This is a genomic window from Kluyvera cryocrescens NBRC 102467 (assembly GCF_001571285.1).
Classification (GTDB): Bacteria; Pseudomonadota; Gammaproteobacteria; order Enterobacterales; family Enterobacteriaceae; genus Kluyvera; species Kluyvera cryocrescens.
The window spans coordinates 111,000-125,464 of sequence record NZ_BCTM01000002.1 but is presented as its reverse complement, the minus strand read 5'-3'; the positions used below and the strand labels follow the sequence as shown (position 1 = coordinate 125,464).

Here is a 14,465-nt window from a genome sequence, read left to right as displayed (position 1 = left end):
TCCGCCGCTATACTAGGACATTATTCATAAGTTAGGACGAGGGATATCATGCGTTTACTGCATACCATGCTGCGCGTCGGCGACCTGCAACGCTCCATCGAGTTTTACACCAACGTATTGGGCATGAAGCTGCTGCGTACCAGCGAAAACACCGAATACAAATACTCTCTGGCCTTCGTGGGCTATGGCGAAGAGCGCTACGAAGCGGTTATCGAGCTGACCTACAACTGGGGCGTGGACAAATATGACCTCGGCACCGCATATGGCCACATTGCCCTGAGCGTAGACAACGCCGCAGAAGCCTGTGAGCGTATCCGCAATAACGGCGGCAACGTCACCCGTGAAGCGGGCCCGGTTAAAGGTGGCACCACGGTTATCGCTTTCGTTGAAGATCCAGACGGTTATAAAATCGAGCTGATCGAAGAGAAAGATGCAGGCAAAGGCCTCGGCAACTAACGCCTCCACGGGCGCCATCCGGCGCCCGTTTTTATTTCCCACGTTTCCCAGCCGCGGCAAAATTTGCCATAATGCGCGCTACTTTTTCTAAGTTAAGAGATTCAGATGTCCGACAATGCACAGCTCAATGGTCTATGTGACCGTTTTCGTGGGTTTTATCCCGTGGTTATTGATGTTGAAACCGCTGGATTCAATGCCAAAACGGATGCACTGCTCGAAATAGCAGCAATCACGTTGAAAATGGATGAGCAAGGCTGGTTGATGCCGGACACGACGTTACATTTCCACGTAGAGCCGTTTGAAGGCGCCAATCTGGAGCCGGAAGCGCTGGCGTTTAATGGCATTGACCCAAACAACCCGCTACGCGGTGCGGTGAGCGAATACGACGCGCTGCATGCGATTTTTAAAATGGTGCGTAAAGGTATCAAAGACAGCGACTGCAACCGCGCCATTATGGTGGCCCATAACGCGACCTTCGACCACAGCTTCATGATGGCTGCCGCCGAGCGCGCATCGCTTAAACGCAACCCATTCCATCCGTTTGTAACCTTCGATACCGCAGCGCTGAGCGGTCTGGCATTAGGGCAAACCGTGCTGTCCAAAGCCTGTGCTGCCGCGGGAATGGATTTTGACAGCTCCCAGGCCCACTCTGCGCTTTACGATACTGAGCAGACGGCCATTCTGTTCTGTGAAATCGTCAATCGCTGGAAGCGCCTTGGCGGCTGGCCGCTGCCCATCGTTGCCGAATAAGCGAGATAAAAAAAGCGACCCACGGGTCGCTTTTTTGTTTCAGCATTCACTGCATAGCACGCCCGGCATCGTGAGACGACGCCGGGACAGATATTATTCTGCTTTCGGCTCTTCGGTGTTGTACTTCGCCGCCGTCTCTTTGATCAGAGGCTGCAGTTCACCGCGCTGGTACATTTCAATAATGATGTCACAGCCGCCAACCAACTCGCCATCCACCCACAGCTGTGGGAAGGTCGGCCAGTTAGCGTATTTTGGCAGTTCGGCACGGATATCCGGGTTCTGCAGGATGTCGACATAAGCGAAGCGCTCACCGCAGGCGGACAGCGCCTGAACCGCCTGAGCGGAAAAGCCGCAGCTTGGCAGCTTCGGGGAACCTTTCATGTACAGCAGGATTGGGTTCTCAGCGATCTGGCGCTGAATTTTTTCAATGGTCTCGCTCATTATCTTGCTTCCTCAAACTTCTTTTTACGACAGTAGTCTGACATTGTAGCGTTTCAGACCCTGAACAGAAAATAACATTTTGTTCACGCTTTAATATTTTATCGTCTGACGAGTGAAGTTGCCTTATAAATATGTGTTTATCGGCAGCCCAATGAAAAACTTGCTCATTTTTTAACTCAAGATGTATCAATTGATGTTTTTTTTTGCAGTTGCTAACGAAACAGCGTTTTAGACATAAAAACACTATTAACATTTCGTGTTTTTATGGATTAGAATCGTTGGGTTTTGTAAATCATACCCAGGCAAGGATGTTTAGCCTGCATACTCAGAGGGTTGTTCAGTGGCGCAGATAAAAAAATGGTCGTTCACGCTCTGTGCATTGCTATTTACATCGTTATCGTTCACGCCGTTGGCGCATGCAACAGGGCATGCTAAAACACCCACGGCGCAGAAGTCGCTACCTGTAAAAGGCAGTGAACGGAAGAAAAAGAATACGGACAGTAAATCTAACGCGAAGAAAAAAACTACCGCTGCCGTCTCCAGAAAAAAAGCAACACCCGCAGCGGCTAAGAAAACAGCTTCTGCCACCCGCAAAGCCTCCCCTTCTCGTACCGCCAAAGCCAGCAAAAAAGGCAGTGCGTTGAAAACCGCCAATATCGTGACCACCTGTAAGCCAGCACGTAAAGGTCATAAAAAATCCTGCACTACCAGCAAGGTCGATAGTCAGCCGACCACGATTGCTCAGGCGCACAAAGCTCGCGTGCAGACGGCGCAGAAAACGGCAATGAATAAATTGATGGGCCAGCTCGGCAAACCTTATCGTTGGGGCGGTAATTCACCGCGCACGGGATTCGATTGCAGTGGACTGGTCTATTACGCGTACAAAGATCTGGTCAACATCCGCATTCCACGTACGGCTAACGAAATGTATCACCTGCGCGACGCCCGTCCGGTTGACCGTGGTGAACTTGAAAGCGGCGATCTGGTCTTCTTCCGCACCCGCGGTCGCGGCACCGCCGATCACGTGGGCGTGTATGTAGGTAACGGCAAGTTTATCCAGTCTCCGCGTACCGGTCGCGACATTCAAATCACCTCGCTCAGCGAAGATTATTGGGTACGTCACTACGTCGGCGCTCGCCGCGTGGTCACCCCGAAGACCATTCGTTAAACACTTACCCCGTTTGTTAACAAACGGGGTAAGCTTATCTTTTATCTCACCTTTTAATTTGCTACTCTATCCACACTCAATACAAGGTTATTGGGTGTACAAACTATAATAAGGAGAGTAGCAATGTCGTTCGAATTACCTGCATTACCGTATGCCAAAGACGCCCTGGCGCCACACATTTCCGTGGAAACGCTGGAGTATCATTATGGTAAACACCACCAGACCTACGTCACTAACCTGAATAACTTGGTCAAAGGCACCGCGTTTGAAGGCAAATCCCTGGAAGAGATCGTTCGTACCTCTGAAGGCGGCGTATTCAATAACGCAGCGCAGGTCTGGAACCACACCTTCTACTGGAACTGTCTGGCACCTAACGCCGGCGGCGAACCGACTGGCGCAGTGGCTGAAGCCATCAACAAGGCGTTTGGTAGCTTCGCAGAGTTTAAAGCGCAGTTCACCGACGCCGCCGTGAAAAACTTCGGCGCGGGCTGGACCTGGCTTGTGAAGAAAGCGGACGGTTCTCTGGCTATCGTTTCGACCTCTAACGCGGGTACTCCGCTGACGACCGATGCGACGCCTTTGCTGACCGTTGACGTGTGGGAACATGCTTACTACATTGACTACCGCAATGCGCGTCCAAACTATCTGGAGCACTTCTGGGCTCTGGTAAACTGGAAATTCGTTGCGGATAACCTGGCAGCGTAAGCCACCTTCACCCGTATTTGAGGGTGATATAAAAAAGCAGAAGGTCGCCCTTCTGCTTTTTCAGTTTTACTGGCTGGCCATCGCCTCTTCGCCCTGACGGCGACCGCTCAGGAAGACCACCAGCAGCGCCAGTCCGGCGACAATAGCCCCCATCACCGGAACAAAGCTGTAGCCCAGCCCACCGGAGATCACCGCGCCACCGGCCACGGCACCTAACGCATTACCGAGGTTAAATGCGCCGATATTGACCGACGACGACAGCCCTGGGGCTTCATGCGCAACGCGCATCACCCGCATCTGTAGCGGAGGTACGACCGCAAAGGTTGCCGCGCCCCACACCACCATGCTAACAGCCGCCCCAATCTGCGTTTGCGCAAGGAACGGAATCGCCAGCATGATCAGCATCAATAGCAGCAGAAACCCCTTCAGCGTACCGCTTACCGAGCGGTCAGCAAACTTACCACCCAGATAGTTGCCGATGGAAAAACCAACGCCAATGAGTACCAGCATCAGGGTGATGAAGCCGGAAGTAGCATGCGTGATGGTATGCAGTACCGGTGAAATGTAGGTGTAGAGTGTGAACATCGCCCCCGCGCCAAGTACGGTGGTAAGCAACGCGGACAACACCTGTGGACGCACCAACACCGAGAGTTCGCGCTTGACGTTAGGTTTCTCGCCTGAGCCGCCCTGCGGTAAAGACAACCACAGACTCACAATCGCAATCACCCCAAGACCCGCGGTCGCCAGGAATGACATACGCCAGCCGATAGTTTCACCCAGCCAGGTTGCCGCCGGAACGCCGCCAATATTGGCGATAGTCAGCCCCATAAACATGGTTGCGACCGCGCTGGCCTGTTTGTGTTTTGGTACCACGCTGGCCGCAACCACCGAGCCCAGACCAAAGAACGCGCCATGGTTGAGGCTAGTGATGATGCGCGACAGCATCAGAGTGGTATAGTCCGGCGAAATTGCCGACAGCACATTACCGAGCGTAAAAATGGCCATCAGGAAGATCAGCGCATTGCGACGGCCGCGATGGGATAACAGCAGCGTCATCAGGGGGGCCCCCACCATCACGCCAACCGCATAGGCGCTAATCAGCATTCCCGCAGCGGGAATTGATACATCGACACCTTTGGCAATCACCGGCAGCAGGCCCATCGGCGAGAATTCGGTTGTACCAATACCAAATGCCCCGATAGCTAACGCTAATAGAGGAAAGTTAATTTTCATGCAATGACTCCGTTTAACCGCAGGCTGGGCGCGGTCTGGCAACATAGTGCAAAAGCATGACATTAATCACAGAAAAACAGAAGTGTACAAAACTGCAAAAGATTATTGCTAAATGGGTAACAATCAGACGAGAGGGAGCGGACGCTCCCTCACAGGGGAATTAATGCAAAACAGCGGTAAAACCGGCGGCGACGATCAGAGCCAGCGCAATAACGGTCGTGCAGAGAGACAGTTTAAGATCGGTACTCATCAATTTTTCTCCTTTTGATTACCACAGTAAAACTGCGTTTAATCATTTTTGCACAGTTAATCGTAAAAATCTTCACAGATTTAGCAGGATGTTGGTTTTTGCTCTTCCACTTTGCGCCAGGATAAGTCAAAATTCGACGCTTATTTATAAGCGTACCGGCCATTGACCCCCTCCTGTCGTCCTGTATCGTTTTCCCGGCGAACCACAATCATCAAGATTGTGCCAGGGTGTGTGAAGGCAAACGTTTTCCTTTCGATTTTATCAGGGGCAGGCCAGGGTCTGGAGTGAGATGGAATGGCAACAATTAAAGATGTAGCGAAGCGCGCAAACGTTTCCACTACAACCGTATCACATGTAATTAACAAAACGCGTTTCGTCGCAGAAGACACGCGCGAAGCCGTGTGGGCGGCTATTAAAGAGCTGCATTACTCACCGAGCGCCGTTGCCCGTAGCCTGAAAGTCAACCACACCAAATCGATTGGTTTGTTGGCCACCAGCAGCGAGGCCGCCTACTTTGCCGAGATCATCGAAGCCGTTGAGAAAAACTGCTTTGAGAAAGGCTATACCCTGATTCTGGGTAACGCGTGGAACAATCTGGAAAAGCAGCGCGCCTATTTGTCTATGATGGCGCAAAAGCGCGTGGATGGCCTGCTGGTCATGTGCTCCGAGTACCCGGAGTCCCTGCTGACGATGCTCGAAGAGTATCGTCATATCCCAATGGTGGTCATGGACTGGGGCGAAGCCAAAGCTGACTTCACCGATTCGGTCATCGATAACGCCTTTGAAGGCGGCTACATGGCGGGTCGTTACCTCATCGAGCGTGGCCATCGCGACATTGGCGTGATCCCAGGCCCGCTGGAGCGTAACACCGGTGCAGGTCGTCTGGCCGGTTTTATGAAGGCGATGGAAGAAGCGATGATCAACGTCCCGGCGAGCTGGATTGTGCAGGGCGACTTTGAGCCGGAATCGGGTTATCGCGCCATGCAGCAAATTTTGTCTCAGCATCCGCGCCCTACCGCGATCTTCTGTGGTGGCGATGTGATGGCAATGGGGGCGCTGTGTGCCGCTGATGAAATGGGGCTGCGCGTGCCGCAGGACATTTCGCTTATTGGCTACGATAACGTGCGCAACTCCCGTTTCTTCACGCCAGCGCTAACCACCATTCACCAGCCAAAAGACTCGCTGGGTGAAACGGCCTTTAACATGTTAATGGACCGCATCGTTAGCAAACGTGAGGAGTCGCAGTCGATCGAGGTACATCCGCGCCTTATCGAACGTCGCTCCGTGGCCGATGGCCCGTATCGCGACTATCGCCGTTAATGATCTCAACGGACGCCTACACAGGCGTCCGCAGCCACTCCTCGTTTAACGTTTCACTGTCGCCCAAATACTCTAATAACCAGCTCAACGCGGGCGATGCCTCGCTTTGCTGCCACGTCAGACAACAGGCCGCATCCGGGAAAGGATTTTCCAGCGTCAGCGCCACCCATTCCCCGCTATCGAGCCACGGCTGCGCCCGATGACCGGGCACCATTGCTGCGCACAGCCCCGCTGAAATGCAGGTTTCCGAGGACTCCCAGTCCGGCACTACCACCCTTTTTTGGTTATCCAATAGCCAGGTCGTGCGCTTAGGTAGCGAACGCGAGGTGTCTTCGCGCACCAGCGATGGCCAGTTGCGCAACACATCGTCACTCAGTGGACCGTCCATCTTTGCCAGGGGGTGGGAACTGGCGACCACGCAATGCCAGTTCAACATCCCCATATCGCGAAACGCGAAGCGACCGCCGACCGGAATTGCTTGAGTTGCACCAATCGCCAGCTCCACACGTCCGTCCGCGAGCGCATCCCACACGCCGTTGAACACTTCCTGGAAGACAATCAGTTCGACATCGTTAAAATGGCGATAGAAATCGACAATTAACTGACGGGTACGCTCCGGCTTGACGATGTTATCGACGGCAATCGCCAACTGGCCGCGCCAGCCGTTTGCAATCTGCTGGCACTGCTGTCGGGTGATCTGCATTTTTTTGATGACAGAGCGGCCTTCCTTTAAAAACCACGCCCCAGCAGGGGTAAGCTCAACGTCCCGATGGCGCCGTTCAAATAGCGGAACGGCCAGCCAATCCTCCAACTGACGCACCGTATAGCTGACTGCCGAAGGCACCCGGTGCAACTCCTGCGCTGCGGCACTAAAACTACCATTGCGTGCGACCGCATCAACCACTTCCAGAGAATATTCAGACCACATTTTCTGCCTGCAAAAAATTTGAATCCATGACTCAAATATTAGCGTTTCACAACCGCTATTGCACTCACTACACTCGGCGAAACTGTTTACTCACGATAAAAAGGGCGATTTATGCAACCTGGGAAAGGATTTTTAGTTTGGCTCGCGGGACTCAGCGTGCTGGGCTTTCTGGCAACCGATATGTATCTGCCAGCCTTTGCTGCTATTCAGGAAGACCTGCAAACGCCGGCATCCGCCGTCAGCGCCAGCTTAAGTCTGTTCCTCGCAGGCTTCGCCGTCGCGCAGCTCCTGTGGGGACCGCTGTCAGATCGCTATGGCCGTAAGCCAATTCTGCTGATCGGTTTAGCTATTTTCGCCATTGGCTGCCTCGGCATGCTGTGGGTACGCGATGGCACTACCCTGCTGGTGCTGCGTTTTGTCCAGGCCGTCGGGGTATGCGCCGCCGCCGTCACCTGGCAGGCGATGGTGACCGATTACTATCCGCCGCAGCGCACCAATCGTATTTTTGCCACCATCATGCCGCTGGTTGGGCTTTCTCCTGCGCTGGCTCCGCTGCTCGGCAGTTGGCTGCTCGCTCATTTCGACTGGCAGGCCATTTTCGCCACCCTCTTCATTATCACTCTGGTCCTGATGCTGCCTGCGCTGCGTCTGAAACCTGCGCACCACAAGCATGCCGCCAGTGAAGAGAAATTGACGTTTTGGCGCCTGTTGCGCAGTCAAGATTATCGTGGCAACGTGCTGATTTATGCAGCCTGTTCCGCCAGCTTCTTCGCCTGGCTGACCGGTTCACCGTTTATTCTGCACGAAATGGGCTATAGCCCAACCGTCATCGGACTGAGCTACGTGCCGCAGACCATTGCCTTCCTGATCGGGGGTTATGGCTGCCGGGCAGCGCTGCAAAAATGGCAGGGCTCGCAGCTTCTGCCGTGGCTGCTGGTCGTGTTCGGCGTGAGCGTCATTGCGACCTGGGCTGTCGGTTTGATGGAAAATGCCTCGTTAACTGCGCTACTGATTCCATTCTGCGTGATGGCTATCGCCAACGGTGCGATTTACCCGATTGTGGTTGCGCAAGCGTTGAAACCTTTCCCGCAGGCCACTGGCCGTGCGGCCGCGCTGCAAAATACGCTACAGCTGGGTCTGTGCTTCCTGGCAAGCCTTGCCGTATCAACGCTTATCGCCACGCCGCTGCTGACCACCACCAGCGTGATGCTGGTCACCGTGCTGCTGGCCGCGATTGGCTACATCATGCAACGGGCAGCTCGAGTTGACGAATGCACGGCTAAACGCTCCACTTCCCACGCGTAATTATCACGCATATCAATGCTATGGCATATCGTTAGGACGCTAAGATTTTTTGTTGAATCAACAAACTTAGCGTCCTATACTGGATCGGCATCACATAATTAATATACATTGGACTTATTGAGCGGCGGCAGGATGCTTCCCGTTAAACCACGGACAGGTTTTCGGCGAGGGGGTTCTTCCCTTTCCCTATGCTACGTCGGATAGCAGGCTCACGAATTTTTCGTGACATTTCTCACAACCAGAAAAAAGCGTCTACGCTGTTTTAAGGTTCTGATCATCAGGTCGGGATGGAGAAGCTATGAGCTCATCGTGTATAGAAGAAGTAAGCGTACCGGATGATGACTGGTATCGTATCGTTAGCGAACTGCTGAGCCGAGCAGGTATTGAAATTAACGGCAGCGCTCCCTGCGATATTCAGGTCAGAAATCCGCATTTATTCAAACGTATCTTACAAGAAGGCTCATTAGGCCTTGGCGAAAGCTATATGGACGGTTGGTGGGAATGCGACCGTCTGGATATCTTTTTCGACCAGGTGCTGCGCGCCGGATTAGAAAACCAACTCCCCCATCACTTTAAAGATACGCTGCGTATTGCTGGCGCGCGGTTATTCAATTTGCAAAGCCGTAAACGCGCCTGGCAGGTCGGGAAAGAGCACTACGATCTCGGCAACGATCTCTTCAGCCGTATGCTTGACCCCTATATGCAGTACTCTTGTGGTTACTGGAAAGATGCGCAAACGCTGGAACAAGCCCAGGAAGCCAAGCTCGAACTGATTTGCCAGAAACTACAGCTGCAACCGGGCATGCAGGTGCTGGATATTGGCTGCGGTTGGGGCGGTTTGGCGGCGTATATGGCGAAAAACTACCGCGTTAGCGTGAAAGGCGTCACCATTTCCGCTGAGCAACAAAAGCTTGCCCAGGCGCGCTGCGAAGGGCTGGACGTAGAGATCCTGCTCCAGGATTACCGCGATCTGCACGCTCAATTTGACCGCATTGTTTCCGTTGGGATGTTCGAGCACGTTGGGCCGAAAAACTACGACACCTATTTTTCCGTCGTCGACCGTAATTTAAAACCTGATGGTCTGTTCTTATTGCATACCATTGGCTCGAAGAAAACCGACAATAACGTCGACCCGTGGATTAATAAGTATATTTTCCCGAATGGCTGTTTACCCTCGGTGCGCCAGATTGCGCACGCCAGCGAGCCACATTTTGTGATGGAAGACTGGCACAATTTCGGCGCTGATTACGATACGACGCTGATGGCCTGGTATGACCGTTTTGTTGCCAGTTGGCCTGAAATCGCCGACAACTATTCTGAACGGTTCAAACGGATGTTTAGCTATTATCTCAACGCCTGTGCAGGCGCCTTCCGGGCCCGGGATATCCAGCTTTGGCAGGTGATGTTCTCACGCGGAGTGGAGCAAGGTCTGCGCGTTGCGCGCTAGTGATGAACGCCTGCGCCGTTCTGGCGCGGGCGTTTTTGCCTATTATTCTGTCGCAGCCTGAGCCGCTGCATCTTTTGCCGCCATCACGCGTTCCACGGTATCCACGACCGCCTGCGTTTGCGGGTCAATTTCAATGTTCACGCGATCGCCCAGACGTTTTTTACCCAGCGTAGTACGTTCCAGCGTTTCCGGGATCAGGTGAACACAGAAACGGGTTGCCGTCACTTCCCCTACCGTTAGGCTGATACCGTCAATGCCGATAAAGCCCTTATACAGGACATACTTCATCAGCGCCGGGTCCTGAATTTTAAACCAGATCTGCTTATTATTTTCAGACGTCAGGATCTTTGACACTTCAGCGGTGGTCATAATATGGCCAGACATTAAGTGCCCGCCAATTTCATCGCTGAATTTCGCCGCGCGCTCAACGTTGACCAGGTCCCCTACTTTCACATCCCCCAGGTTGGTGATGCGCAACGTCTCTTTCATCAGGTCAAAGCTAATCTGGTCACCGTTAATTTCCGTCACCGTTAAGCAGCAGCCGTTATGGGCGACTGATGCGCCGGTTTCCAGCCCTGCCAGCATGTGTTCCGGCAGCGCAACCACGTGGGTGCGGAAGTTCGGTTTTTCATCAATGGACACGATTTTTGCCGTGCCCTGCACAATACCAGTGAACATGCAGTTAACTCCTGTTAATCATTATTTCGGTACGTCTACCGATTCATCTGCTACGCACAATAGCAGTTGATAAAACAGGTTGCTACCTTCCACGACCAGCCTCTCATTTTTTGACTAGATTAATAGCAAATCCTCGCTACAATATTGGAGCAATTCCTCTATTTATTCTTCTCGCTGCCGGTTAAGGCGGCTTTTCTGTCTCCCGTACCCGCTGTACGGCGAGAATAAATAACAACAAGACAGGTGTTAACGTGCAGAAGTACTTTGTCGAAGCGCGTCAGTTATTATCTCTGGCTATCCCGGTTATCCTTGCGCAGGTAGCCCAAACGGCAATGGGATTCGTCGATACCGTTATGGCCGGTGGTTACAGCGCCACCGACATGGCCGCGGTCGCGATTGGTACCTCTATCTGGCTGCCGGCCATTCTATTCGGCCACGGTTTGCTGCTGGCCCTGACCCCGGTTATCGCCCAGCTCAACGGTTCAGGTCGTCGCGATCGTATCGCTCAGCAGGTACGTCAGGGCTTCTGGCTAGCGGGATTTGTCTCAGTGCTGATCATGGTCGTGCTGTGGAATGCGGGCTACATTATTCGCTCAATGCATAATATTGACCCAGCGCTGGCGGACAAAGCCGTAGGCTACCTGCGCGCGCTGCTGTGGGGCGCGCCCGGCTATCTCTGTTTCCAGGTCGCGCGTAACCAGTGCGAAGGGTTGGCTAAAACCAAGCCTGGCATGGTGATGGGCTTTATCGGCCTGCTGGTCAATATTCCGGTGAACTACATCTTTATCTACGGTCATTTTGGCATGCCGGAACTCGGCGGCGTGGGCTGTGGTGTCGCAACGGCCTCGGTTTACTGGGTGATGTTCTTCAGCATGTTTTACTACGTTCGTCATGCCGGTTCGATGCGCGACATCCGTAATAAGGAGCGTTTTGCCCGCCCGGATACGGCGATTCTCAAACGTCTGACCACCCTGGGGCTGCCTATTGCGCTGGCGCTGTTCTTCGAAGTGACACTGTTTGCCGTGGTGGCCCTGCTGGTTTCACCATTGGGGATTGTCGATGTCGCAGGGCACCAAATCGCGCTGAACTTTAGTTCATTGATGTTCGTGCTACCAATGTCGCTGGCCGCAGCAGTAACCATCCGCGTTGGCTATCGCCTTGGACAAGGCTCCACGCCCGATGCGCAGGTTTCCGCACGTACCGGCCTTGGCGTTGGGATTTGCATGGCGATGTGCACCGCCATTTTCACTACCGTGATGCGTACGCACATTGCTCTGCTGTATAACGATAATCCTGAAGTCGTCACGCTGGCCGCTCAGCTAATGTTACTGGCGGCGCTGTACCAGATTTCCGATTCGGTGCAGGTTATCGGCAGCGGTATTCTGCGTGGTTATAAAGATACGCGTTCGATCTTCTTTATTACCTTTATCGCTTACTGGGTGCTGGGGCTGCCGTGCGGTTATGTTCTGGCGCTGACCGATCTGGTCGTGGAGAGAATGGGTCCTGCGGGCTTCTGGTGGGGCTTTATTATTGGCCTGACGTCGGCAGCGATACTGATGATGCTGCGTATGCGCTTCCTGCAGCGCCAACCGGCGGCCGTTATTTTGCAACGCGCTGCGCGTTAATCTCTGCAAAGCCCGGTGTGGCAACGCGTCACCGGGCTTATACCACCACATCTTAGTGATGCAGCATCTCATCAACCACCTGCTGCTTGGTCAACTGGTACGGATAGTAGGTTGGCCAGTTATCCATTTCCGCCAGCAGTGCTTCCTGTGACTCGTTGCCCATAAAAATATGGAAATGCGCAGATTTACGCGGCGCAATAATATGGTCGCTAAATTGCACGTACTTTGGCGCCCCGGTGTTAGCCTGCTGGCACTCAAACAGATAGCGGACGCCTTGCTTTCCCGATACATACGTCAGCACTTTATGCCCACTGTATCGATACTCACAGGTGCTCACCTTGTCACCCACGTGAAACTCCATCACGCCGTTTTCGATGCCAATCATATTGACGTCTGTGGCATAGCCTTTGCGGTAGTACTCCTTGATTTCGGCGAACGTTTTCCCCGGTTGTTTTTCCGCTTTCTGGCGGAATACCGGGTCCAAATCTCCGGACAGCAAATAGCCATTGACCGATTCCCAAACGCCTTCCCAATCGGCGAGTGGGCGATCTTTGACATCCTTGAGAGTGAAAATACCCTCTGCCGCTTTTTGTTCAACCTCCGTCAATGGCGTTCCGTGATCGTGGTGCCCATGCGCTAACGCCTGACCGCAGCCCAGTAATGCCATTATCACAACCGCCATTTTGCTTGAATATTTCACCCGCGTTTTATCCTTATCCGATACATTAGGTGTAAAATGTTATAACATAACATTTCATACTGCAACAATGGACGCCAAAATGTCTTCGGTATGGATTATGGCAAAACGACATGCATAGCGAGGTAGGTAAAAGCGAGAGAGATCAATGAAATCCCCCTCATTGTAGGAAAAGACGGCAGAGATGGGCAAAAGTTCTCCAGTCGCGTGAAATCAAACATTTTCCGCTTGCCACAACCGGTGTCTGCCGCTAATATTCGTCCCCGTTGCCGCAAGCAACAATGCGTTCGTAGCTCAGTTGGTTAGAGCACCACCTTGACATGGTGGGGGTCGTTGGTTCGAGTCCAATCGAACGCACCATTATGCGTTTATAGCTCAGTTGGTTAGAGCACCACCTTGACATGGTGGGGGTCGTTGGTTCGAGTCCAATTAAACGCACCATTATGCGTCCGTAGCTCAGTTGGTTAGAGCACCACCTTGACATGGTGGGGGTCGGTGGTTCGAGTCCACTCGGACGCACCATATCTTTTCAGGTATGGTGCTATCTCTTCCCTTCTCGCTTAAATCCCCTGCATTCTTACAGTTTCGTCAAGCGTTGAACGCTAATACCTTCAAGTTTGCCATCCAGCGTTGCCAGAAAATCGTCGTGATATGACATCGCAACGTGCTTCACCAGATCCTGTTCCGATTTCCAGCGCTCAATAAACACAAATGAGACGGCACCTTCGTTCGCCAGCTCGCGAACATCGGGGATCGCCCGGCTTTCATGCAGATCGTATTGCAGACATCCCGCTTCCTGGTGCGTCAATGGCACCATGGCCTGCGCCGCTTTGCGGATAGTATCGATATGTTCAGGAAATGGCGTTAATGTGGCAACAATCTTCACTTCACTCATTGGAAATCCTTGCGGTATTGATGATGCCCTGAGACAAAAAATCCAGAGCCTGAATGATTCAGGCTAGCAGCGTGCGGGCGTTTGTGCCAACCGCTGCCAACCTGTCTGAGACTCTGGGGTTTAGCGTGAAAAGTGTATTGATACGTGCGGGGGCAAACTAATTAACTAACGTGGTTTTCTTTTCAACGTCTTTTAAGCCGCCTTCGTTGACCGCATTTTTATAGCCCATTTTCTGTAGCAGCGTTTCAGCCTTGCCCGACTGGTTACCGGTATTGCAGTACAGATATAACGTGTCGTTTTTATCCTGGGTGACTTCGCCAATACGCTGTGACAAGTCCTTCAACGGAATATTCACCGCGCCCTGCACGTGTGATTGCTGAAACTGCTCGGGAGTACGCACATCAATCCAGTGCTCAGCGGCCCACACCGCTGTTGATGTCATAAACACTGCGCCAGCAAAGACGGCATTTTTGAGTAATTGAACCGGGGTTAACATCGTTTTCCTCTCCTGTGGATACATTACGCATTATAGGCGTATTTATCGTAGGGTTACGGCGATGCAAAACA

Annotated in this window: 16 protein-coding genes and 3 tRNA genes; 11 read left to right on the top strand and 8 right to left on the bottom strand. The window is 52.9% G+C overall.

Features of this window, described 5'->3' with window-relative positions:
- Window positions 1-48: 48 nt before the first annotated feature.
- Together gloA and rnt are read left to right on the top strand one after the other, a co-directional pair.
- Window positions 49-456, top strand: coding sequence for a lactoylglutathione lyase (gene gloA, locus KCR01S_RS02495; protein ID WP_061279569.1), 408 nt, complete (start codon window positions 49-51; stop codon window positions 454-456).
- Between the two features lie 105 nt (window positions 457-561).
- Entirely contained in the window at window positions 562-1,206 is a 645-nt protein-coding gene (rnt, locus tag KCR01S_RS02490) for a ribonuclease T (RefSeq protein ID WP_061279568.1), read from the top strand.
- Window positions 1,207-1,299: 93 nt separating this feature from the next.
- Here the strand turns inward: rnt and KCR01S_RS02485 are convergent, their stop codons facing one another.
- Complete coding sequence (locus KCR01S_RS02485; protein ID WP_052281541.1) at window positions 1,300-1,647, bottom strand: Grx4 family monothiol glutaredoxin; 348 nt, start codon at window positions 1,645-1,647, stop codon at window positions 1,300-1,302.
- A 340-nt stretch (window positions 1,648-1,987) separates the two neighbouring features.
- On the opposite strand from KCR01S_RS02485, the gene KCR01S_RS02480 reads away from it, so the two are divergent.
- On the top strand, window positions 1,988-2,815 hold the full coding sequence (locus KCR01S_RS02480; RefSeq protein WP_061279567.1) for a C40 family peptidase: 828 nt from the start codon (window positions 1,988-1,990) through the stop codon (window positions 2,813-2,815).
- Between the two features lie 123 nt (window positions 2,816-2,938).
- The gene (gene sodB / locus KCR01S_RS02475; protein ID WP_061279566.1) at window positions 2,939-3,520 is read left to right on the top strand and encodes a superoxide dismutase [Fe]; all 582 of its coding nucleotides are present in this window, start codon (window positions 2,939-2,941) and stop codon (window positions 3,518-3,520) included.
- A 66-nt stretch (window positions 3,521-3,586) separates the two neighbouring features.
- Here sodB and KCR01S_RS02470 read toward each other — a convergent pair whose 3' ends face one another.
- Together KCR01S_RS02470 and cydH are read right to left on the bottom strand one after the other, a co-directional pair.
- The gene (locus KCR01S_RS02470) at window positions 3,587-4,753 is read right to left on the bottom strand and encodes an MFS transporter (protein WP_061279565.1); all 1,167 of its coding nucleotides are present in this window, start codon (window positions 4,751-4,753) and stop codon (window positions 3,587-3,589) included.
- A 160-nt stretch (window positions 4,754-4,913) separates the two neighbouring features.
- Window positions 4,914-5,003, bottom strand: coding sequence for a cytochrome bd-I oxidase subunit CydH (gene cydH, locus KCR01S_RS25040; protein WP_112205134.1), 90 nt, complete (start codon window positions 5,001-5,003; stop codon window positions 4,914-4,916).
- Between the two features lie 294 nt (window positions 5,004-5,297).
- Here cydH and purR point away from each other — a divergent pair, with 294 nt between their 5' ends.
- Window positions 5,298-6,323 carry an HTH-type transcriptional repressor PurR gene (purR, locus tag KCR01S_RS02465; protein WP_061279564.1) on the top strand — a complete coding sequence of 342 codons (1,026 nt, stop codon included), beginning with the start codon at window positions 5,298-5,300 and terminating at the stop codon, window positions 6,321-6,323.
- Between the two features lie 16 nt (window positions 6,324-6,339).
- Here purR and punR read toward each other — a convergent pair whose 3' ends face one another.
- Window positions 6,340-7,251, bottom strand: a complete 912-nt coding sequence (gene punR, locus KCR01S_RS02460) for a DNA-binding transcriptional activator PunR (RefSeq protein ID WP_061279563.1) — start codon at window positions 7,249-7,251, stop codon at window positions 6,340-6,342.
- 111 nt (window positions 7,252-7,362) lie between these two features.
- Between punR and punC the strand changes: the two genes are divergently transcribed.
- Both punC and cfa read left to right on the top strand, forming a co-directional pair.
- Entirely contained in the window at window positions 7,363-8,556 is a 1,194-nt protein-coding gene (punC, locus tag KCR01S_RS02455) for a purine nucleoside transporter PunC (RefSeq protein WP_061279562.1), read from the top strand.
- A gap of 298 nt (window positions 8,557-8,854) precedes the next feature.
- Window positions 8,855-10,003: a cyclopropane fatty acyl phospholipid synthase gene (gene cfa, locus KCR01S_RS02450; RefSeq protein ID WP_061279561.1), complete on the top strand. Its 1,149-nt coding sequence runs from the start codon at window positions 8,855-8,857 to the stop codon at window positions 10,001-10,003.
- A 42-nt stretch (window positions 10,004-10,045) separates the two neighbouring features.
- Here cfa and KCR01S_RS02445 read toward each other — a convergent pair whose 3' ends face one another.
- Window positions 10,046-10,681: a riboflavin synthase gene (locus tag KCR01S_RS02445; RefSeq protein ID WP_061279560.1), complete on the bottom strand. Its 636-nt coding sequence runs from the start codon at window positions 10,679-10,681 to the stop codon at window positions 10,046-10,048.
- A 251-nt stretch (window positions 10,682-10,932) separates the two neighbouring features.
- Here KCR01S_RS02445 and mdtK point away from each other — a divergent pair, with 251 nt between their 5' ends.
- Window positions 10,933-12,306 (top strand): MdtK family multidrug efflux MATE transporter, encoded by a 1,374-nt coding sequence (gene mdtK, locus KCR01S_RS02440; RefSeq protein ID WP_061279559.1) that lies wholly within the window; start codon window positions 10,933-10,935, stop codon window positions 12,304-12,306.
- 52 nt (window positions 12,307-12,358) lie between these two features.
- Here the strand turns inward: mdtK and zinT are convergent, their stop codons facing one another.
- A complete protein-coding gene (gene zinT, locus KCR01S_RS02435; RefSeq protein WP_061279558.1) occupies window positions 12,359-12,988 on the bottom strand; it encodes a metal-binding protein ZinT in 630 nt (209 codons plus the stop codon).
- 298 nt (window positions 12,989-13,286) lie between these two features.
- Here zinT and KCR01S_RS02430 point away from each other — a divergent pair.
- From KCR01S_RS02430 to KCR01S_RS02420, 3 genes are all read left to right on the top strand, one after another.
- Window positions 13,287-13,363, top strand: a tRNA-Val gene (locus KCR01S_RS02430).
- 4 nt (window positions 13,364-13,367) lie between these two features.
- Window positions 13,368-13,444 (top strand) — tRNA-Val (locus tag KCR01S_RS02425).
- Window positions 13,445-13,448: 4 nt separating this feature from the next.
- A tRNA-Val gene (locus KCR01S_RS02420) sits at window positions 13,449-13,525 on the top strand.
- 55 nt (window positions 13,526-13,580) lie between these two features.
- Here KCR01S_RS02420 and KCR01S_RS02415 read toward each other — a convergent pair.
- Together KCR01S_RS02415 and pspE are read right to left on the bottom strand one after the other, a co-directional pair.
- Window positions 13,581-13,898 carry a putative quinol monooxygenase gene (locus KCR01S_RS02415; RefSeq protein ID WP_061279557.1) on the bottom strand — a complete coding sequence of 106 codons (318 nt, stop codon included), beginning with the start codon at window positions 13,896-13,898 and terminating at the stop codon, window positions 13,581-13,583.
- A 157-nt stretch (window positions 13,899-14,055) separates the two neighbouring features.
- Entirely contained in the window at window positions 14,056-14,394 is a 339-nt protein-coding gene (gene pspE / locus KCR01S_RS02410; protein ID WP_061279556.1) for a thiosulfate sulfurtransferase PspE, read from the bottom strand.
- Window positions 14,395-14,465: the final 71 nt, after the last annotated feature.